Annotated in this window: 14 protein-coding genes; 6 read left to right on the top strand and 8 right to left on the bottom strand. The window is 65.1% G+C overall.

The annotated features are described in order from the left end of the window. The first annotated feature begins 57 nt into the window (after positions 1-57). From HXS66_RS05285 to fhuB, 4 genes are read left to right on the top strand one after another with little or no spacing between them, the layout of a single operon-like run. Complete coding sequence (locus tag HXS66_RS05285; protein ID WP_240499599.1) at positions 58-657, top strand: RNA polymerase sigma factor; 600 nt, start codon at positions 58-60, stop codon at positions 655-657. A gap of 46 nt (positions 658-703) precedes the next feature. Then, positions 704-1,471, top strand: coding sequence for an ABC transporter ATP-binding protein (locus tag HXS66_RS05280; protein WP_176503014.1), 768 nt, complete (start codon positions 704-706; stop codon positions 1,469-1,471). Continuing rightward, positions 1,468-2,478 (top strand): ABC transporter substrate-binding protein, encoded by a 1,011-nt coding sequence (locus tag HXS66_RS05275; protein WP_176503013.1) that lies wholly within the window; start codon positions 1,468-1,470, stop codon positions 2,476-2,478. The genes HXS66_RS05280 and HXS66_RS05275 overlap by 4 nt, the downstream gene beginning before the upstream one ends. Next, positions 2,465-4,588 (top strand): Fe(3+)-hydroxamate ABC transporter permease FhuB, encoded by a 2,124-nt coding sequence (gene fhuB, locus HXS66_RS05270; RefSeq protein WP_255303106.1) that lies wholly within the window; start codon positions 2,465-2,467, stop codon positions 4,586-4,588. The genes HXS66_RS05275 and fhuB overlap by 14 nt, the downstream gene beginning before the upstream one ends. A gap of 130 nt (positions 4,589-4,718) precedes the next feature. Here fhuB and purU read toward each other — a convergent pair whose 3' ends face one another. From purU to glyA, 6 genes are all read right to left on the bottom strand, one after another. Continuing rightward, positions 4,719-5,594 carry a formyltetrahydrofolate deformylase gene (gene purU, locus HXS66_RS05265; RefSeq protein ID WP_136939031.1) on the bottom strand — a complete coding sequence of 292 codons (876 nt, stop codon included), beginning with the start codon at positions 5,592-5,594 and terminating at the stop codon, positions 4,719-4,721. Between the two features lie 221 nt (positions 5,595-5,815). Beyond that, complete coding sequence (locus tag HXS66_RS05260) at positions 5,816-6,517, bottom strand: sarcosine oxidase subunit gamma (protein ID WP_240499601.1); 702 nt, start codon at positions 6,515-6,517, stop codon at positions 5,816-5,818. Continuing rightward, entirely contained in the window at positions 6,510-9,617 is a 3,108-nt protein-coding gene (locus HXS66_RS05255) for a sarcosine oxidase subunit alpha family protein (protein WP_176503012.1), read from the bottom strand. The genes HXS66_RS05260 and HXS66_RS05255 overlap by 8 nt, the downstream gene beginning before the upstream one ends. After that, complete coding sequence (locus HXS66_RS05250; RefSeq protein WP_043333138.1) at positions 9,614-9,940, bottom strand: sarcosine oxidase subunit delta; 327 nt, start codon at positions 9,938-9,940, stop codon at positions 9,614-9,616. The genes HXS66_RS05255 and HXS66_RS05250 overlap by 4 nt, the downstream gene beginning before the upstream one ends. 25 nt (positions 9,941-9,965) lie before the next feature. Then, positions 9,966-11,216 (bottom strand): sarcosine oxidase subunit beta family protein, encoded by a 1,251-nt coding sequence (locus HXS66_RS05245; protein WP_176503011.1) that lies wholly within the window; start codon positions 11,214-11,216, stop codon positions 9,966-9,968. Between the two features lie 141 nt (positions 11,217-11,357). Beyond that, positions 11,358-12,668, bottom strand: a complete 1,311-nt coding sequence (gene glyA, locus HXS66_RS05240; protein ID WP_176503010.1) for a serine hydroxymethyltransferase — start codon at positions 12,666-12,668, stop codon at positions 11,358-11,360. 280 nt (positions 12,669-12,948) lie between these two features. On the opposite strand from glyA, the gene HXS66_RS05235 reads away from it, so the two are divergent. Beyond that, positions 12,949-13,842, top strand: a complete 894-nt coding sequence (locus HXS66_RS05235) for an AEC family transporter (RefSeq protein ID WP_176503009.1) — start codon at positions 12,949-12,951, stop codon at positions 13,840-13,842. Between the two features lie 544 nt (positions 13,843-14,386). Here the strand turns inward: HXS66_RS05235 and nhaC are convergent. Then, positions 14,387-15,916, bottom strand: coding sequence for a Na+/H+ antiporter NhaC (nhaC, locus tag HXS66_RS05230; protein WP_255303105.1), 1,530 nt, complete (start codon positions 15,914-15,916; stop codon positions 14,387-14,389). A 200-nt stretch (positions 15,917-16,116) separates the two neighbouring features. After that, positions 16,117-17,226 (bottom strand): hybrid-cluster NAD(P)-dependent oxidoreductase, encoded by a 1,110-nt coding sequence (locus HXS66_RS05225; protein ID WP_077379384.1) that lies wholly within the window; start codon positions 17,224-17,226, stop codon positions 16,117-16,119. Between the two features lie 703 nt (positions 17,227-17,929). Between HXS66_RS05225 and HXS66_RS05220 the strand changes: the two genes are divergently transcribed. Next, positions 17,930-19,213 (top strand): SRPBCC family protein, encoded by a 1,284-nt coding sequence (locus HXS66_RS05220; protein WP_141392589.1) that lies wholly within the window; start codon positions 17,930-17,932, stop codon positions 19,211-19,213. Positions 19,214-19,330 lie beyond the last annotated feature (117 nt).

Below are 19,330 nucleotides of genomic sequence, written 5' to 3'. Positions count from 1 at the left end.
GCTGACCTGCAGACGCAACGGCCCCCCTGCGATCCGCCGGCACGGGCTGCCTGCCCGGTGGCTGACGCCCGGACGGACACCAGCGCGGTGGCCGAGGATGAGCTGGCGTCGCTGGACGCACTGTTTGCCCGCTATCACCAGGAGCTGATCGGATTCCTGACCCGTCAGCTGGCCTCGCATGATCTGGCGGAAGACATGTGCCATGACGTCTATCTGCGCCTCAGGATGACAGGGGAGCCGCCGCGCAATCCGCGCGCCTGGCTGTATCGGATCGCACGCAATCTGATCATCGATCATCACCGCCACCAGTCGCGCGCCCCGGTCTTCGAGGAAATGGAGGACGACGACGAGCGTCTCTCGGCGACACGCCTGGACCCCGAGCGCTGTCTCGCGCGGCGCCAGAAGCTTCAGGTGATCCAGCAGGCGCTCGCCGAGCAGCCCCACCATCTTCGTCAGTCACTTCTCTGGTATCGACTGGAAGGCGTGACCAAGCGTGAGATCGGCGAGCGTCTGGGGGTCTCGGAGCGCATGGCAGGCCGCTATGTCCAGCAGGCGCAACGCCATTGTGCGGATCGACTGACGGCCGCCGGCTGCTTTCGCGGTGAGCGGGCCGACAACAGGACGCGCGCTGGCGACATCCCCGGGTCTTCATCATGATTTCCACCTTCAAGCACCGCCTCGAATGCGGCTGACGGACGCCTCAATGTTCACTCTCGACCAACTGCGCTTCACCCTCGGTCAGCGCTATCTGCTGCAAGCCTCCGCGCTGGATTTCGCGCCGGGCAAGGTGCATGGCCTGATCGGTCACAACGGGTCCGGCAAGTCGACGCTGCTCAAGTTGCTGGCACGACAGATGCAGCCCACCAGCGGCCGACTGTCGCTGGATGCGCGTGCGCTCTCGGAATTCGGCAACCGTGAATTCGCACGCGCCGTGGCCTATCTCCCCCAGCACCTGCCGGCCGCCGAAGCGCTGACCGGACGAGAGCTGGTCGCCTTCGGGCGCTATCCGTGGCACGGCCTGCTGGGGCGTCCCGGCGCCGAGGATGAGGCCGCCATCGAGCGCGCCATCGCACTGACCCACACCGAGGCCTTCGCCGACCAGCAGGTCGATACGCTCTCCGGCGGCGAGCGTCAGCGCGTGTGGCTGGCGATGCTGCTGGCCCAGGGCAGCCGCTATCTGCTGCTGGATGAACCGCTGGCGGCGCTGGATATCGCCCACCAGATCGAGGTGATGGAGCTGGTCTCGCATCTCAGCCACACCCTGGGACTGGGCATCATCATCGTGCTGCACGACATCAATCTGGCGGCGCGATATTGCGACCGTCTGGTAGCGCTCCACAGTGGCAAGGTGCTGGCCGAAGGCGCGCCCGATGAGATGATGAATCCCGCCACGCTCAAGGATATCTATGGCGTCGAGATGCAGGTGATCACCCCGGCGCATGGCCAGCAGCAGATCGCGGTGCCGGTATGAAGTGGCTGATGGCACTGATCGGCCTGAGCCTGCTGGCCGCGGGGTCCGCCAGCGCCGCCACGACGGGTGACGCCCATGAGGCACCAGCGGGCTTCGTCGATCGCCCCGTCGTGGCGCTGGACTGGACCCTGGCCGAGACCCTGACCGGACTCGGGGTGCGCGCCATGGGCGTGGGCCAGGTGGAGACCTACGCCAGCTGGGTGGCTCAACCGGCGCTGCCTCAAGGCACGCGGGATCTCGGCCTGCGCACCCAACCGAATCTGGAGCAGCTGGCCGCCCTCGCCCCCGATGACATCCTGATCAGCCCGATGCTCGCCAGTCTCACGCCACGCCTGTCGGCCATCGCGCCGGTCACCAGTGTCGCCATCTATACCCCGGATGCCGACACCTGGCAGACGCTGGTCGCGGCGACCCGCCAGCTGGGCAAGCTGACGCAGCGCGAGCCACAGGCCGAGCAACTGATTCGCCAGAGCACGGCCCGACTGGCCGGCTACGCTGCCGCCTTGCGCCAGCAGAGCGCTCGCACTGGCCAGGCGCTGCGCCCCCTGCTGATGGTGCAGTTCATGGATGACCGCCATGTGCGCATCTTCGGTGACAACAGCCTGTTCCAGGCGGTGATCGAGCGCATGGGCATCGACAATGCCTGGCAAGGCGATACCAATGCCTGGGGCTTCGCCACCGTCAGTCTCGAGAAGCTGGTGACCCTCAAGGGCCGCATGGTGGTGGTGGAGCCCCTGCCACCCGGCGGACGCGAGGCCCTGGCGCGCAATGGTCTGTGGCAGGCCATGCCCGGCGTGCGCGAGAACAGCGCTGCCTCGGCGCCACTGTTCCTGCCACCGGTATGGAGCTTCGGCGCCCTGCCCTCGGCCAATCGTTTCGCCGACCTGCTCGCCGATCATCTGCTTGACGAGGATCTGCTTGACGATCATCTGTTCAACGACCACACGGACACGGCACTCGACGGCGAGCCGGCACCTGAGGGAGAGATCACCGATGGCCACCCCTGAGCAGGTCATGAGAGAGCGTTCCTCTTCCGCCCCCAGTCCCCTTCGGCTCACTCCCGGCAGAGCCTGCAGTCTGCTCACGCTGGCCCTGCTGGTGCTGGGCAGCCTCGCCCTCAACCGTGACGGCCTGAGCCTGATGCAGGGCCTGACGGCGTTGTGGTCATCCCCCGATGTCACGAATGCCGCCAGTCTCGGCCAGGCAGACAGTGCCCTGCTCTCCGCCCAGCTGGTGGCCCATGTCAGCTGGTGGCCACGGCTGATCTGCGCGCTGCTGGCCGGGGCTGCGCTGGGCATGGCGGGGGTGCTGATGCAGCAGGTGCTGCGCAATCCACTGGCCGCGCCCACCACCCTCGGGGTCGCCAGTGGCGCGAGTCTGGCGATGATGCTGGCGACGCTGTTCGCCCCGGCGCTGATGGCCGGCACGGGTCTTGGAGGTGACGGCTTCCAGCTCGGCCGAGAATGGGTCGCGCTGGCCGGTGGCCTGGCCGCCATGGGGCTGGTATTCGCGCTGGCCTGGGCACGCGGCATGTCACCGACCGTGGTGGTGCTGGCGGGCCTGGTGGTCAACCTCTACATCGGCGCGCTGGGCATGGTGCTGTTGCTGTTCAATCAGGAAGCCCTGCACGGCACCCTGGTATGGGGCGCAGGCTCGCTGGCGCAGAACGGCTGGGACGGCGTGACCACGCTGATCACCCGTCTGCTGCCGGGCATGCTGCTGGCACTGGTGCTGATGCGCCCGCTGGCGGTGCTGGATCTCGACGAGGCCAATGCCAGAAGCCTGGGCGTCTCGCTGCGCAAGCTGCGTCTGATGAGCCTGGGGCTGGCGGTATTCCTGAGCGCCTGCGTGGTCAGCGTGCTGGGCATCATCGGCTTCATCGGCCTGGCCGCGCCGGCCTGCGTGCGTCTGATGGGCGCACGCCGCCTGGGTCAGCGCCTGCTGTGGGCACCGCTGTTCGGGGCACTGCTGCTGGCGGTGACGGACCTGGTGGTCGCCAGTCTCGATGGCCTGCTGCCCAACCTGATTCCCACCGGCGCGATGACGGCGGCCCTCGGCGCGCCGCTGCTGCTGTGGCTGATTCCGCGCCTGAAGATGGCGCAGGGAGCAGGCCCCGCCAGTCATCACGGCATGTCACTGACGCATCGTCATCCCCGCCCCGACCGTCTGCTGGGCTGGCTGCTGGCCGGGGTCATCATCGCCCTGCTGCTGGCGCTTCTCGTCGGCAATGGCGTCGATGGCTGGACGCTTGGCGGTGACATGCTCCAACAGTTGCTGTCAGGCCAGACCAGCGTGCTGGACTTCCGTCTGCCACGCGTGCTGGCGGCGGCAGGCGCCGGCGTGCTGCTGGCCCTCGCCGGTACGCTGTTGCAGCGCCTGACCAGCAACCCGATGGCCAGCCCCGAGATTCTCGGCATCAGCGGCGGCACCGCCATCGCGTTGATGCTGACGCTGCTGCTGGTGCCGGAACCGGGCCAGCTGACCCTGCTGGGCGCGGGCGTCTGCGGGGCACTGGCCTGTCTGGCGCTGCTGGTGGCGCTCAATCATCGCAGTGGCTTCATTCCCGAACGCGTGCTGCTGTGCGGGGTGGCGATCACGGCGCTCTACGATGCGGTGCGCGGCATCATCCTCGCCGATGGGGACCCGCGCGGTCAGCAGATTCTGGCCTGGCTGTCCGGCTCCACCTATTACGTGGGCCTCTCCGCGGCGGTTGGCGTGCTCGCGCTGGCGATCGTCGCGGTGCTGCTGGTGCGCCCGCTGGCGCGCTGGCTGGACATCCTGCCGCTGGGCATGGCGAGCGCCAGTGCGCTGGGCATCGGCGTGACCCGCGCCCGTCTGGTGCTGCTGGGTGCGGTGGCGGTGCTCACCGCGCTGGCGACCCTGATCGTCGGCCCGCTATCCTTCGTCGGCCTGCTGGCCCCGCATCTGGCGCGTCTGCTGGGGCTGAGCCGCGCGCAAGAGCACATGCTCGGCGCGGTGCTGTGCGGGGCGCTGCTGATGGTGCTGGCGGACTGGCTGGGGCGTCAGCTGCTCTCGCCCTACGAGATCCCCGCCGGCCTGATGGCCTCGCTGATCGGCGGCAGCTACTTCCTGTGGAGCCTGCGCAAGTCGGGCTGAGTCGCTCTCGTTGAGAGGCCTCACCGCCAGAAGACATGACGCCAGAAGACACGACGCCAGAAGACACGAAGCCCGCGACCTCCTGATCGCGGGCTTCGTGTTTCAGCGTTTCTCTTTTCGCAATCTGCACTCAGTTGCCGAACACCACCGTGCGCCTGTCATGCAGGAAGACGCGGCGCTCGAGGTGATAACGCACGCCACGCGACAGGGTCAGGCACTCGATATCACGGCCCTTGGCGATCAGGTCTTCCGGATAGTGGGCGTGATCCACCGTCTCGACGCCCTGGGTGATGATCGGCCCTTCATCGAGATCATCGTTGATGTAGTGCGCGGTGGCACCGACCAGCTTGACGCCCTTCTCGTAGGCCTGGTGATAGGGGCGCGCGCCCTTGAAGCCCGGCAGCAGCGAGTGGTGGATGTTGATCGCCCGCCCCGAGAGCTTCTCGCACATGTCACTCGACAGCACCTGCATGTAGCGCGCCAGAATCACCAGCTCGGCACCGGTGTCCTGCACGATCTGCCACACCTGCGCTTCCTGCTCGGCCTTGGTCTCGGCGGTGATCGGCAGGTGGTGATAGGGCAGACCATGCCACTCGGCCAGCGGCGCCATGTCCGGGTGGTTGGAGATGACGGCGGTGATGTCCATCGGCAGCTGGCCGATGCGATGCCGATAGAGCAGGTCGTTCAGGCAGTGGTCCGAGCGCGAGACCATGATGACCACCTTCATGCGCTCCTCCGGCGCACTCAGGCTGACGTCCATCTCGAAGTCGGCGGCACGCGTGCCCAGCCCCTGCTCGAAACCGGCGGCGTCAAAGCTGTCGCTGAGTTCGCCGGCCTCGGTCTGCGGCCGGAATTCGGCCCGGATGAAGAAGCGCCCCGACAGGCGGTCATCGAAGGAATTGAGCTCGGTGATATAGCAGCCCTGCTCGCGCAGGTAGCGTGTCACGACGTCCACCGTGCCGATACGGCTGGGACATTGGGCGGTCAGAATCCAGGTATCACGCATACATAGGTGCCTGTCATGTAAGGATTATTCATTGTTGGAAGCTGCAACGTCAGGGTTGCATCCGGGGCCCTGCGCGACAAACCAATATTATTGAGGCGGGCTTCAGTATTTCTGAAGCCCGCCTCCTGGCCCGGGCAAGGCCCCTGGCAGCCGATTCAGGTCATGGCGTGCGCCTGCGACAGAGCTCTCTCCAGACGCAGACCTCTCTCCAGACGCAGATCTCAGGCCTTGATGCAGACCCCGAATTCCTCGCTGGCATCCAGCAGCCAGCGGCCGAGGTAATCGGCGAAGCTTCTGCGCACCACTAGCTCGAATTCGCTCTCGCTGACGCGGCGCAGCACCAGCGTCGCCTTGGCGAACACCGCCGGTACGCCCCGCCCGACCGGGAAGGCTCGCGGGTGCACATCGGTAGGCGTCGACTTCATCAGCACCTGACGCGCCTGGTCGCCACTCAGCGAGATGACGGTCTGGCCACCACTGACGTTGACCACCTGATAGCGCCCCGAAAGCCGCTCATGCAGCGCCTTCTCGACAGCGAAGGCTTCCTCGCCGGGCACCAGGATCAGCCACTCATCCGGTGACAGCCACTGGATCGAGCGACCGCCCTCATTCTGGTGGAGAGTTGCCGGTGTCAGCGGCAGCGCCAGACCCAACGCCGCCTCGACACCCTCGGCGAAGCCCGGCTGCGCGGGGTCACCGCGCAGCGTCAGATGACCGAGAAACGCCTTCTCCTGCAGCACGACGCCGGCATCACCGTCATCGCGGGCCGTGAACAGATGCGCCAGCGGCGAACGGGCGCTCTGAGCGTGAACTTCAGGCGTCGGGCGCTGGTCGATCACTGACGTCTGAGAACTTGTCATGTCCTGCGGCTGCGCCTCGACGGCGGCACCCGCTTGCGGGTCGAGTGTGGTGGCATCAGACATGCTGGCGCTCCCCTTTCTTGTCGTAGAACACCGGTGAGGTGATTTCGGCTTCCAGCGTCGTGCCATCGGCCTGCGGCAGGAACACCGTCTCGCCGATGCGCTTGGCACCGCCCTTGACCACCGCCAGCGCGAAGCCATGTCCCAGCGTCGGGCTGTAGTAGCTGGAGGTCACGTGGCCGACCATCGGCATCGGGATGGCGTGCTCCGGGTCGAAGACGATCTGCGAGCCTTCCGGCAGCACGATGCGCTCATCGCCGGCCTTCTTGCGCGTCGGAATCAGGCCGACCATCTGCTTGCGGTCGTCGCGACGGGTATCCGGACGCGACAGCGCACGCTTGCCGATCCAGGAATACGGCTTGTTGTAGCCGACACACCACTGCATGCCGAGGTCTTCCGGGGTGATCGAGCCATCGGTGTCCTGACCGACGATGATGAAGCCCTTCTCGGCGCGCAGCACGTGCATGGTCTCGGTGCCGTAGGGCGTGAGGCCGTACTGCTTGCCGCACTCGAACAGACGCTTCCAGACATGCAGCCCGTAGTTGGCCGGCACGTTGAGCTCGTAGGACAGCTCGCCGGTGAAGGAGATGCGGAAGATGCGCCCGGGAATGTCGGCGATCAGCCCTTCACGCACTTCCATGAACTTGAAGCTGTCGCGGTCGAGGTCGATATCGGTCAGCTCGCCGACCAGCGCGCGCGCCTCGGGGCCGGTGACGGTCAGGGTCGCCCAGTGATCGGTGACGCTGGTCATCTGCACGTCCAGTTCCGGCCATTCGGTCTGGTGCCACAGTTCCAGCCACTCAAGGATCGAGGCCGCGCCACCGGTGGTGGTGGTCATCAGGAAGTGGTCTTCGGCCAGACAGGTGGTGACACCGTCGTCCATCACCATGCCGTCGTCGTGACACATCAGGCCGTAGCGCGCCTTGCCGACGCCCAGCTTGGCCCAGGCGTTGGTGTAGATGCGGTTGAGGAATTCGCGCGCATCGCGACCGGTGATGTCGATCTTGCCCAGGGTCGAGGCATCCAGCACGCCGACCTTCTCGCGCACCGCCAGACACTCGCGCTCGACGGCGGCATGCATGTCCTCACTGCCCTGCGGGTAGTACCAGGGGCGCTTCCACTGGCCGACATCCTCGAACTTGGCGCCTTGCGCCACGTGCCATTCGTGCATCGCGGTGTAGCGGATCGGGTCGAACAGCTCGCCGCAGTGACGGCCGACGATGGCGCCGAAGGTCACCGGTGTGTAGTTGGGGCGGAATACGGTGGTGCCGGTGTCGGGGATGGTCTGCCCCAGACAGCGCGCGGCGACCGCCATGCCGTTGATGTTGCCCAGCTTGCCCTGGTCGGTGCCGAAGCCCATCGCGGTGTAGCGCTTGACGTGCTCGATGGACTCGAAGCCTTCGCGGGTGGCGAGCTCGATCCCGGCGGCGGTGACGTCGTTCTGCAGATCGACGAACTGCTTGGGTGCGCGTGCGGTGGGCTTGTCATGCGGCACCTGATAGAGCGGCAGCATCGGGGATTCCGCAAGCTCGGACACCGCTGGCACCTCGGCCTGGGCGATCTCGAACTCGCAGGCTTCCACCGCGGCGACACCGCTGGCATAGGCCGCGACCAGCGCATCTTCCAGCGCGAAGCTGCCATTGGCGGCGCCGCAGGCATCGAAGCCCTTGAGCATCGGTGCGCCCAGCGCCGGCAGGAAGCCGTGGATCTCATCACTCCATACCGGACGCGCGCCGGTGTGCGCCGCCAGGTGAACCACCGGGCTGTAGCCGCCGGAACTGGCGATGGTGTCGCAGGCGAGCTCTTCCACTTCACCGGTGACAGTAAATCCATCGATATCGATGGCCGCGATGCGCGCGCCTGTCACGCGGCGCTCACCCTTGGCCTCGATCACGGCGGCGCCGGCGATGATGCGGATGCCGGCGGCACGCGCCGCCTCGACCATCACGCCGGCAGGGGCCGGACGCGCATCAGCGATCGCGACCACCTCACGACCGGCCGCCTTCCATGCCAGCGCCGCGCGATAGGCGTGGTCGTTGTTGACCGACAGCACCAGCTTGTTGCCGGCGGCGACGCCGTAACGGGTCAGATAGGTGGTGACGGCACCGGCCAGCAGGTTGCCCGGCACATCGTTGTGGCTGTAGACCAGCGGCCGCTCGTGGGCACCGGTGGCCATGATGACGCGGTGGGCGCGCACACGATGCAGGCGTGAACGTGCCTGCTGGGCACCACGGGCATTGCGCGGTGCGAGATCGGCCTGATGCTCGGTGCGGCGCTCGTGCAGCGTCACGAAGTTGTGATCGTGATAGCCGTTGGCGGTGGTGCGCGGCAGCAACTGCACATCCTCACAGGCCGCAAGCTCCGCCAGCACCGCGTCACGCCATTCGATGGCGGGCTTGCCGTCCAGGGTCTGATCGAGACAGTCCGCCGACATGGAGAGCAGCGAGCCACCCAGCTCTTCCTGCTCGTCACACAGGATGACGCGCGCACCACTGCGGGCCGCGACCAGCGCCGCCATCAGGCCCGCCGGGCCGGAGCCGATCACCAGCACATCGGTGTGCTGATGCAGGTGATCATAGATGTCCGGGTCCTCCTCGAGCGGAGAACGCCCGAGACCGGCGGCCTTGCGGATGTACTTCTCATACGTCATCCACAGCGAGGCCGGCGCCATGAAGGTCTTGTAGTAGAAGCCCGGCGGCATGAACTTGCCGCCCAGCTTGCCGACCTGCGGCAGGAAACGGCTCATCAGGTCCTTCTGGGCCTTGACCCAGCCGCTGACGGCGTGGGCTTCCAGGCCGTCGTAAAGCGCCTGCTGGGTGGCACGCACGTTGGGCACCTGGCCCGCTTCGGTGCTGCCCAGCTGCAGGATGGCGTTGGGCTCTTCGGCACCGGCGGCGACCAGGCCCCGCGGACGCGCATACTTGAAGCTGGCGTTGAGCACATCGAGGCCGTTGGCCATCAGCGCCGAGGCGAGGGTATCGCCTGCCAGGCCCTGATAGCGCTTGCCATTGAAGGTGAAGGTCAACGGCGTGGCGCGGTCGATGCGTCCACCCGAGGCGAGACGGCGCGGGGCAGCGGCGGTCTGGTGGTCTTGCTGGCTCATGCGCTCACCCCCTTGGCTTGCGTGGTCGGATCGGCTTTCGTCTCACCGGTGATGGTGGGCTGCTCGCCCATGCGATAGGTCTCGAGAATCTCGTAGGTCACGGTGTGGCGGGTGATGTTGAAATACTTGCGACAACCCACGGCGTGGATCCACAGCTCGTGGTGGACGCCACGCGGGTTGTTGCGGAAGAACAGATAATCCCCCCACTCGGCATCGGAGCAGGCTTCGGGGTCTTTCGGGCGCTCGATATGCGCCTGGCCCTTGACGTGGAATTCCTCTTCCTCGCGCAGCTCGCCGCAGTAGGGACAGAAGATATGCATCATGGTCGGTCGTCTCCTGACGGCAGGTTCAGTGCGCGACGCCGGCGGCGCCATGTTCGTCGATCAGCTTGCCCGTGTTGAAACGGTCATAGGAGAAGGGTTCTGCCAGCGGATGGGTGCGCCCCTTGGCCAGTGTCCAGGCAAAGACGTTGCCGGAACCCGGCGTGGCCTTGAAGCCACCGGTGCCCCAACCGCAGTTGAAATAGAGCCCCTTCACGGGCGTCTTGGAAATGATCGGGCAGGCGTCCGGACAAGTGTCGACGATGCCGCCCCACTGACGGTTCATGCGCACCCGCGAGAAGATCGGGAACATCTCGACGATGGCCTGCAGGGTGTGCTCGATGGTCGGGTAGCTGCCACGCTGGCCGTAGCCCACGTAGCCGTCGATGCCGGCCCCGATGACCAGGTCACCCTTGTCGGACTGGCTGACATAGCCGTGGACGTGGTTGGACATCACCACGGTGTCGAGAATCGGCTTGAGCGGCTCGGAGACCAGTGCCTGCAGCGGGTGGGATTCCAGCGGCAGACGGAAGCCGGCCTTCTCGGCCATCACCCCGGAGTTGCCGGCGGTGACCACGCCGACACGCTTGGCACCGATGAAGCCGCGCGAGGTTTCCACCCCGACGATGGCGCCATCCTGCTTGCGGAACCCGGTGACCTCGGTCTGCTGGATCAGGTCGACGCCGAGGCTGTCGGCACCGCGCGCGAAGCCCCAGGCCACGGCGTCGTGACGCGCCACGCCACCGCGCGGCTGCCAGGAGGCACCGAGAATCGGATAGCGTGCGCGGCTGGAGCAGTCCATCGCCGGTACCAGTTCCTGCACCTGCCGGGTGTCCAGCACCTCGCCGTCGATGCCCTGCAGACGGTTGGCGTTCACGCGACGCTGGATGTCACGCATGTCCTGCAGGGTGTGGCCCAGGTTGAGCACGCCACGCTGGGAGAACATCACGTTGTAGTTCAGGTCCTGGGAGAGGCCTTCCCAAAGCTTCATGGAGTGCTCGTAGAGCGCCGCCGCCTCGTCCCACAGATAGTTGGAGCGCACCAGGGTGGTGTTGCGCGCGGTGTTGCCGCCGCCCAGCCAGCCCTTCTCGATCACCGCGACATTGGTGATGCCGTGCTCCTTGGCCAGATAGTAGGCCGTGGCCAGACCATGCCCGCCGCCACCGACGATGACGACGTCGTATTCCTTCTTGGGTTCTGGACTGCGCCAGACCTTCTGCCAGTTCTCATGGTGGCTGAGCGCATGCTTGACCAGCCCGAATCCCGAGTAACGCTGCATTTGCCACCCTCCTCACATCTTTGCCACCGCAAGCGCTGTCCGGTGCTCTCGCCCGAGTGATGTCTGTTGTTGTCACCCGAGTGATGTCTCTGCGCTTGCGGCATGTGTCGTGGTTATCGTTGTCTCTCGCCAGCGCCCTGTTCAGGCAATCTCGGCGGTATCAGTGATGCTGGCGGAGGCGTAGACCGGGAAGCGCGCACAGACTTCCTCGACCTTGCCGCGCACTTCAGCCTCGACCTTGTCGCTCTCGCCGCTGGACAGCGCGTCGAGCAGGTCGCAGATCCAGCCGGCCAGCGCCTCGCATTCCGCCTCGCCGAAGCCGCGCGTGGTGGCGGCCGGTGTGCCGATGCGCAGGCCGGAGGTCACGAAGGGACTCTGCGGATCATTCGGCACGCTGTTCTTGTTGACGGTGATGTGGGCGCGACCCAGAGAGGCATCCGCGTCCTTGCCGGTCACGCCCTGACGGATCAGCGAGACGAGGAACAGGTGGTCATCGGTGCCGCCGGAGACGACGTCATAGCCGCGTTCCATGAAGACTTGAGCCATCACGCGAGCATTGGCGATCACGCGCGCCTGATAGCTGACGAAGTCCTGGCTCATCGCCTCCTTGAAGGCCGCGGCCTTGGCAGCGATGACATGCATCAGCGGGCCACCCTGCTGACCCGGGAAGACGGCACCATTGAGCTTCTTGTACAGTGCCTCGTCGCCGGTGGCGGAGAGAATCAGGCCGCCACGCGGGCCGCGCAGGGTCTTGTGCGTGGTGGTGGTGACGACATGGGCGTGGGGGATCGGGCTCGGGTAGTGGCCCGCCGCGACCAGACCGGCCACGTGGGCCATGTCGACCATCAGCCAGGCACCGATCTCGTCGGCGATGTCGCGGAAACGACGCCAGTTGACCACGCGGGAGTAGGCGGAGAAGCCGGCGATGATCATCTTAGGCTTGTGCTCGCGCGCCAGACGCTCCATTTCCTCGTAGTCCAGCTCGCCGCTTTCGGTCAGGCCGTACTGGATGGCGTTGTAGTGCTTGCCGGAGAAGTTGGGGGCGGCACCGTGGGTCAGGTGACCGCCATGCGCCAGGCTCATGCCGAGAATGGTGTCGCCCGGCGAGACCAGCGCCATGAACACGGCGGCATTGGCCTGGGCACCGGAGTGCGGCTGCACGTTGGCGTAGTCACAGCCGAACAGCGCACAGGCACGTTCGATGGCCAGTGTCTCGACCTTGTCGACGAATTCGCAGCCACCGTAGTAGCGCTTGCCCGGATACCCTTCGGCGTACTTGTTGGTCAGCTGGCTGCCCTGGGCTTCCATCACCAGCGGGCTTGCATAGTTCTCGGAAGCGATCAGCTCGATATGCGCTTCCTGACGCGCTGTCTCTTCGAGGATGGCCTCGGCCAGAGCGGGATCGAGTCTGGCCAGTCGGTCATCACGGGTGTAGCCATGTTGCTGAGACATTGCGCGCCTCCGGTTATCGGATGTTGTCGTTGGAAATGCAGAGGGGTCATGGGGACCCGGCAGGTCAAACCTTGCAGATGTGCTCCGATACTAGCCCCGCCCCTGTCGGGCAGGCTGCTTGTCAGCGTCACCGTGCAGTGCGAATGCGACATGCCTGCGCAGTTGCGACTCGGGCTGGCGCCACAAGGCAGGTATGCTAGCGACAGGCATATGCGAAGATACGCAGACAGCAAGGGCTGTCGCGCTCAGGGCGATACGGGAAGACAAGGAGGAAGGTGGCATGTTGATGGAACTGCTGGCGGTGATGGCTCCGGTGCTGTGTGGCGCCGCCATCGGCTTCTTCTGGGTGCGCCTGGGCAATGAATACCCCATGGCCTTCGTCACCCGGCTGGTGCTCTACATCGGCACACCGGCACTGATTCTCAACGCGTTGGGCAGTGCCGAGATCGACAATTCCAGCTTCCTGCGCACAGGCCTGGCGACCCTCACGGTAATGGCGCTGCTGCTGGCCCTGAGCTGGCCGTTCTCTCGCCTGATCGGCAAGCCGTGGAAGGTCGCGGTGGCCCCGCTGCTGTTCTCCAACGTCGGCAACATGGGCCTGCCCGTGTCCCTGTATGCCTTCGGCCAGGCCGGCTTCGCCTACGCCATCACCATCATGGTCACCATGTCGCTTCTGCAGTTCACGCTCGGTGCCTGGCTTGCCAGCACCAGCGGCAACCCGCTGCGCAGCGTCGTGCGATCCCCGACCATCTGGGCCAGTATCCTCGCCACCACCCTGCTGCTCAGCGACATCCACATGCCGCGCTTCGTGGCCAACAGCCTGGAGCTGATCTCCGGCTTCACCGTGCCGCTGATGCTGATCACCCTTGGCGTCTCGCTGGCCAGTATCCGCGTCAGGAATCTGGCGTCAGGCGTGGGCTTCAGCGCCCTGCGCATCCCCTTCGCCGCCGCCTGCGCCTGGGGAATCGGCACGCTGCTGGAGCTGCCGCCGCTGGCGTTGCACGTGCTGGTGATGCAGATGGCCATGCCGGTGGCGGTCTACAACTACATGTTTGCCCAGAAGGCAGGCCGCGAGCCGGAATACGTGGCTACGCTGGTCTTCTGCTCGACCCTGGCGGCCTTCCTCTACCTGCCGGCGCTGCTCGCCGTGCTGGGGGCCGAGATGGGGCAGTGATGCCTGCCGGGCACGCCCCGGCGCTTGCTCGGCGCATGAAAAAACCACGCAGGCCGAGGCATGCGTGGTCGTGGGTATCTTCCTGCAGAAAGTAGCCGCACCGCGGGAGCCCATCTCCACATACCCAGGCATGCGTCGTGCTCCCGCAGTGCGAAACTTTCCTGTTCTGCCGGCTGTTCTAGTCGTCCGTCACTGCCTCTCAGCCTGGGGGCAGTGAACCGTTCCCTTGATGAGACATTGCCCTTTCTTCCGATTTTCCCGTGACGGGAGTGGCCATCACGCATCGTTCAGGATGTCTTCCGCTCTCGATCTGCAGCTGGAAGCTGGCAGAGGAAGTGTCGGTCTCTGGTGCACGATACGGGGATCGCGCTTGCGGGCACCCCGCAACGACCTTCCTGACAGCCAGCAGGCTTCCTGTCGGCAACACCTGAAGCGTAGTCTCGAGGCCGGCATTTCCTCCAGATGGTTTGTGCCGTCATCCTGCGCGAGTCGACTTGCTCATGAACCTGAGCATGAAGTCGTAGAACTCTCATGCTTGAGGCGCTCAACCGTGCGCCTGCAGCGGTCGTCCCGCCTGTGCGGTCTGCCGTGTCGTGTCCCGCAGTTTCGCCAGGGAGACCACGGCATGGCCCTTGTCCGCCCATTCGGCGCGCTCGGCATCATCGGCGCGAACGATGAAGCGTCCCGCCAGGGTGTAAAGCAGCCCGATCAGCGGCGATAGCCAGCAGGCGAAGGCCAGCGGAATGTAGAGCAGCCCCTCGAGACTGCCACCACTGGTGATCAGCCCCAGCGAACTGATGACCACGGCGCCACTGGCATTCCAGGGCACCAGCGGCGAGACCAGCGTGCCACCCTCTTCCAGAGAGCGGGACAGATTGAGGGTCGAGTAGCCTTCGCCACGGAAGATCGGTGCGTACATGCGCCCCGGCAAGGCGATCGAGAGGTAGGGGTCGCCCGCGATGACGTTGGTCAGCGCGGCAGTGGAACTGGCCGCGACCTGCAGCCCGAAGATGCCGCGCACCTTGACCAGCACGGCGGCGCACAGCGCTTCGAGACAGCCGATCACTTCCAGCATCCCGCCGAAGGCCAGTGCGATCATCACCAGCAGGATGACCCAGGCCATCGACATGAGGCCGCCACGATTGAGCAGGCTGTCGATCTCGCTGACGCCGGTATTCAGGGTGTAGCCGCTCTGCATGTAACCGAACAGCGCCTTGATGGCCTCACCCTGGACACCATAGGCCACTACCGCCCCGGCCAGCACCCCGACGAACAGCGCCGGCAACGCCGGCATGCGGGCGATGGCCAGTGTCATCACCAGCAGCGGCGGCACCAGCACCCACAGATTGAATTCGAAGGCCCCGTCCAGGCCCTGGGTAATCGCGGTGATGCGTTCGAGATCCAGTGTCTGCCCGGCGGCGAGCAGGTTGCCGGCGACCAGGTAGATCACCAGGGCGATCAGCATCGAGGGGATGGTGGTGGGCATCATGTTGCGGATGTGGGCGAACAGATTCACCCCGGTGACGGCGGGAGCGAGGTTGGTGGTGTCCGACAGGGGAGAGACCTTGTCGCCGAAGAAGGCCCCGGAGACCACGGCACCGGCCGTCCACCACGGTGGGATGCCGAAACCGGCGCCGATGCCCATCAAGGCCAGCCCCACGGTGCCCACGGTGCCCCAGCTGGTGCCGAGCGTGACCGAGACCACCGAGCACAGCAGCATCGCCGTCGCGAGGAAGTATTCCGGCGAGATCAGCTTGAGCCCGTAATAGATGATCATCGGCACGCTGCCCGAGGCGATCCACACCCCGACCGTCATGCCGACAAGAATGAGGATGGCGATGGAGGGCAGGCCGACACGCACGATGCGCATCATGCCCTCTTCCATCGCCGACCAGCCGTGCCCCAGCTTCCAACCGACCAGCGCCGTCATGGCGACACCACAGATCAGCGGCACGTGAGGAGTGAATTCGCCAAAGACGAAGAGTTGCAGGGCCAGCACGGCCAGGGTTGCCAGAATCGGCAGGCTGGCCATGGGCAGAGAGGGGCGTTGCGGTGCATCAACATCACGAGTCATGAGGTATTGCTCCATTAGCCAGTTGTACTTGTTGTACCCCCACGCTAATCGACTGACGCCGCTCCAGATGGCTGACAGCGGCATCTACCTCCCTGAATGCGACATCGTCTACGACTTTCTGCCAATCACTTGCACGAGATTCATTCACCTCTCCTCAAACCTGTCGCCATTGTCATCTTGCCGGCGAGTGGTGGGCGAGATCAGTAATCGATCACCACATCCCCATTGGGCACGCTGCAGCAGGACAGGATGAAGCCATCCGCGACGTCTTCATCGGTGATGCCGCCGTTGTGCTCCATCGCGACCTCCCCGGAGACCTTCTGCACGCGGCAGGTGCCGCAGATGCCCATGCCGCAGGCCTTCGGGATATGCAGGCCGAGCTTGGCGGCGGCGGCGTGGACAGTCTCGCCCGGGGCGATCTGCACCGACTTGCCGGTCGTGGCGAACTCGACGCGCGTCAGGTCGGCGCGGTCCAGCTCATCGGCCAGCACTTCCGCCTGCTCGGCCTGCTCGATGGCCTCCTCCTCGACCTCCACCGGCGTGGCCCCGAAGGACTCCTCGTGGTAGCGGCTCATGTCGAAGCCATGGCTGCGAAGCAGATGCTTGATCGCATTCATGTAGGGGGTCGGGCCGCAGCAGAAGATCTCGCGCTCCATGAAGTCCGGCGCGATCATCTCGAGCATCGCGTCGGTCAGATAGCCGCGATAGCCCGACCAGGTCTGACCGGTCTCGAAGCGCTCGCAGATGATGTGCATGTTGAATTCCGGCACCCGCGAATCCATGAACTCGAGCTGACGCCAGAAGATGATGTCGCGCGGGCTGCGGGCGCTGTGCAAGAAGGCAATGTCCACGTTGGCATTGGTGTCGAAGTACCAGCGGGCCATCGACATCAGCGGCGTGATGCCAACCCCGCCTGACAGCATCAGGATGCGTTCCGCCGGATAGTCGATGCAGTTGAAGTTGCCCACCGGGCCGTGCACGGCCAGCTCGTCACCTTCGTTCAGATTGTCATGCAGCCAGTTGGAGACCAGTCCGCCCGGCACACGCTTGACGGTGATCGAGAAGCTGTAGGGCACCGACGGCGAGCTGGAGATGGTGTAGGAGCGCATGATCTGCTGCGCATCGATCTCCAGCTCCAGGGTCACGAACTGCCCCGGCTTGAAGAAGAACATCACCGGCTGTTCGGCCATGAAACAGAAGGTGCGCACATCCCAGGTTTCCTGAATGACCTTCACGCAGCGCACGCTATGTCGACCGTTGGTCCAGGTCTGCGTCGTAACCGGATTGAAGTTGCTGAGTGTGGTGCTCATGAAGGCCTCGCTGGGCATGTTGTTCTTGGAGACATGTTCTTGGAGACATGTTCTTGAAGGGGCAGTGTCAGTTCTTGAAGAGACAGTGTCAGGCCACCCTGCGCTGCGTGCGCGACCAACGGTGGGACATGCTCTGGATTGTCGAGTCAGCGTCCGGCAAGCATTTATCCGTGCACGACAGAAACATGCCCGATCCCTCCAATCACGACCCCGCAGTGCCCTGCCCCCGCCTCACCGCTGCACCTGCCTGTGCCTCGAAGGCCCTGCGCAGACGACCGGCGTCGGAAATACATCATTGAGCGTCGCCATCAGACACAAGTCGCGACTTGACCTCAGCCACACTGCGATCCATGCGTGGCAAAGCCACTCGGATATCATGCGGGCTGCCTGAACTTCCACGCTGACTATCCTGTTGAGCGAGCGGCCCCTCTGCCTGCGCCGCCCTCGACACCCGAACCGACCAGGACAGGATGACGCACCGCGCGATGCATCGGCACTCACTCATAGGTGCGCTGACTCATAGGTGCGCTGACTCATAGGTGCGCTGACTCATAGATGCGCTGATGTCTGCCGCGGTGCTGCCCGGCAATGGTCTGTTCACTCGTTTCCTCTGTCCCGGCTTCACAACAACAATGATCAGCACACTCACTCAACCCAAGGCGACCCTACTCCCGGCGCCTACCGACCGTGCGAGGACATCGCGATGAGCGATCTATTGGAACACGCTCAGGACCAGCAGCGTCAGGCGGTACGCGAGGCCGCCGCGCGGCTTCTAGAGGCCCGCAGTCCCGGCTATACCCTGCCCCAGCCCTTCTACAATGATCAGCGCCTGTTCGATCTCGACATGAAGGAGATCTTCGAGCGCGAGTGGCTGTTTGCCGGTCTCGGCAGCGAGATCCCGCTCAAGGGCAACTTCATGACCATGGACGTGGGCAACAGCCCGATCATCATCGTGCGCGGTGACAACGGGGCCATCCATGCCTTCCATAACGTCTGTCGCCATCGCGGGTCTCGCCTGTGCAGCACCGAGCGCGGCAAGGTCGCCAAGCTGGTGTGCGGCTATCACAAGTGGACCTATGAACTGGATGGCCGTCTGCTGTTCGCCGGTTCCGACATGGGCACCACCTTCGATACCAGTGACTACGGCCTGCACCCCGTCCACGTACGTTCAGCCGGCGGCATGCTGTTCATCAACCTCGCCGAGCAGCCCGAGAACTGTGAGCCGTTCTTCAAGACGCTGGAGTTCTACCTCAAGCCCTACGACATGGAGAACGTCAAGGTCGCGGCCAGCTCCTCCATCATCGAGGAAGGCAACTGGAAGCTGGTGATCGAGAACAATCGCGAGTGCTATCACTGCGACGGCTCCCACCCGGAGCTGCTCAACACCCTGCAGGAATTCGATGACACCGATGACCCGCGAGCCACCGAAGCCTACAAGGCGCTGGTCGCCAAGAAGCAGGCCGACTGGGATGCCGAGAAGGTGCCCTATCAGCTGGTGCGCTTCGGTCGCCGCAATCGCATGACGCGCACGCCGCTGCTGGAAGGCACCGTCTCGATGACCACGGACGGCACGCCGGCGTGCAAGAAGCTGCTGGGTCGCCTGCAGAGCCCCGACATGGGCTCGCTGCGAATCCTCAACCTGCCCAACTCCTGGAACCACTTCATGGGCGATCACGCCGTGGTCTTCCAGGTCGACCCGATCGGCCCCCTCAAGACCCGCGTGACCACCAAGTGGCTGGTGCACAAGGACGCGGTGGAAGGGGTCGACTACGACCTGGCGAAGCTGCGCAAGGTGTGGGACGCCACCAATGATCAGGACCGTCAGCTGGTGGAAGAGAACCAGCGCGGCGTCAACTCCAGCGCCTATCAGCCCGGCCCCTACTCGGCGACCTTCGAGTTCGGCGTCGTCGACTTCGTCGACTGGTATGCCGAGCGCATGCAGGAAGCGCTCAAGGAACAGCAGGAGCCGCATCTGCAGCTGGCCTGAGGGCTTGAGTCCTGGGTTCCTTGAGTCCTCGAAACCTGGACTCCAAAGGACAGGCAAGAAAAAACCCGCCACCGGCAAGCCGGTGGCGGGTTTTTTTGGCTTTCACCCGGGCAACAC

The sequence above is a fragment of the Cobetia sp. 5-11-6-3 genome (assembly GCF_013374055.1).
GTDB lineage: Bacteria > Pseudomonadota > Gammaproteobacteria > Pseudomonadales > Halomonadaceae > Cobetia > Cobetia marina.
Note: the sequence above shows the minus strand (reverse complement) of the source record. Positions and strands in the feature narration are given on the sequence as shown.

Excerpts from the sequence above, each read along its gene's own strand:
- HXS66_RS05225 (WP_077379384.1), bottom strand. The coding sequence starts at position 17,226 with ATGAGCACCACACTCAGCAACTTCAATCCGGTTACGACGCAGACCTGG.
- HXS66_RS05275 (WP_176503013.1), top strand. The coding sequence starts at position 1,468 with ATGAAGTGGCTGATGGCACTGATCGGCCTGAGCCTGCTGGCCGCGGGG.
- HXS66_RS05260 (WP_240499601.1), bottom strand. The coding sequence starts at position 6,517 with ATGTCTGATGCCACCACACTCGACCCGCAAGCGGGTGCCGCCGTCGAG.
- HXS66_RS05220 (WP_141392589.1), top strand. The coding sequence starts at position 17,930 with ATGAGCGATCTATTGGAACACGCTCAGGACCAGCAGCGTCAGGCGGTA.
- fhuB (WP_255303106.1), top strand. The coding sequence starts at position 2,465 with ATGGCCACCCCTGAGCAGGTCATGAGAGAGCGTTCCTCTTCCGCCCCC.
- glyA (WP_176503010.1), bottom strand. The coding sequence starts at position 12,668 with ATGTCTCAGCAACATGGCTACACCCGTGATGACCGACTGGCCAGACTC.
- HXS66_RS05250 (WP_043333138.1), bottom strand. The coding sequence starts at position 9,940 with ATGATGCATATCTTCTGTCCCTACTGCGGCGAGCTGCGCGAGGAAGAG.
- HXS66_RS05245 (WP_176503011.1), bottom strand. The coding sequence starts at position 11,216 with ATGCAGCGTTACTCGGGATTCGGGCTGGTCAAGCATGCGCTCAGCCAC.
- HXS66_RS05255 (WP_176503012.1), bottom strand. The coding sequence starts at position 9,617 with ATGAGCCAGCAAGACCACCAGACCGCCGCTGCCCCGCGCCGTCTCGCC.
- nhaC (WP_255303105.1), bottom strand. The coding sequence starts at position 15,916 with ATGACTCGTGATGTTGATGCACCGCAACGCCCCTCTCTGCCCATGGCC.
- HXS66_RS05280 (WP_176503014.1), top strand. The coding sequence starts at position 704 with ATGTTCACTCTCGACCAACTGCGCTTCACCCTCGGTCAGCGCTATCTG.
- HXS66_RS05235 (WP_176503009.1), top strand. The coding sequence starts at position 12,949 with ATGTTGATGGAACTGCTGGCGGTGATGGCTCCGGTGCTGTGTGGCGCC.
- purU (WP_136939031.1), bottom strand. The coding sequence starts at position 5,594 with ATGCGTGATACCTGGATTCTGACCGCCCAATGTCCCAGCCGTATCGGC.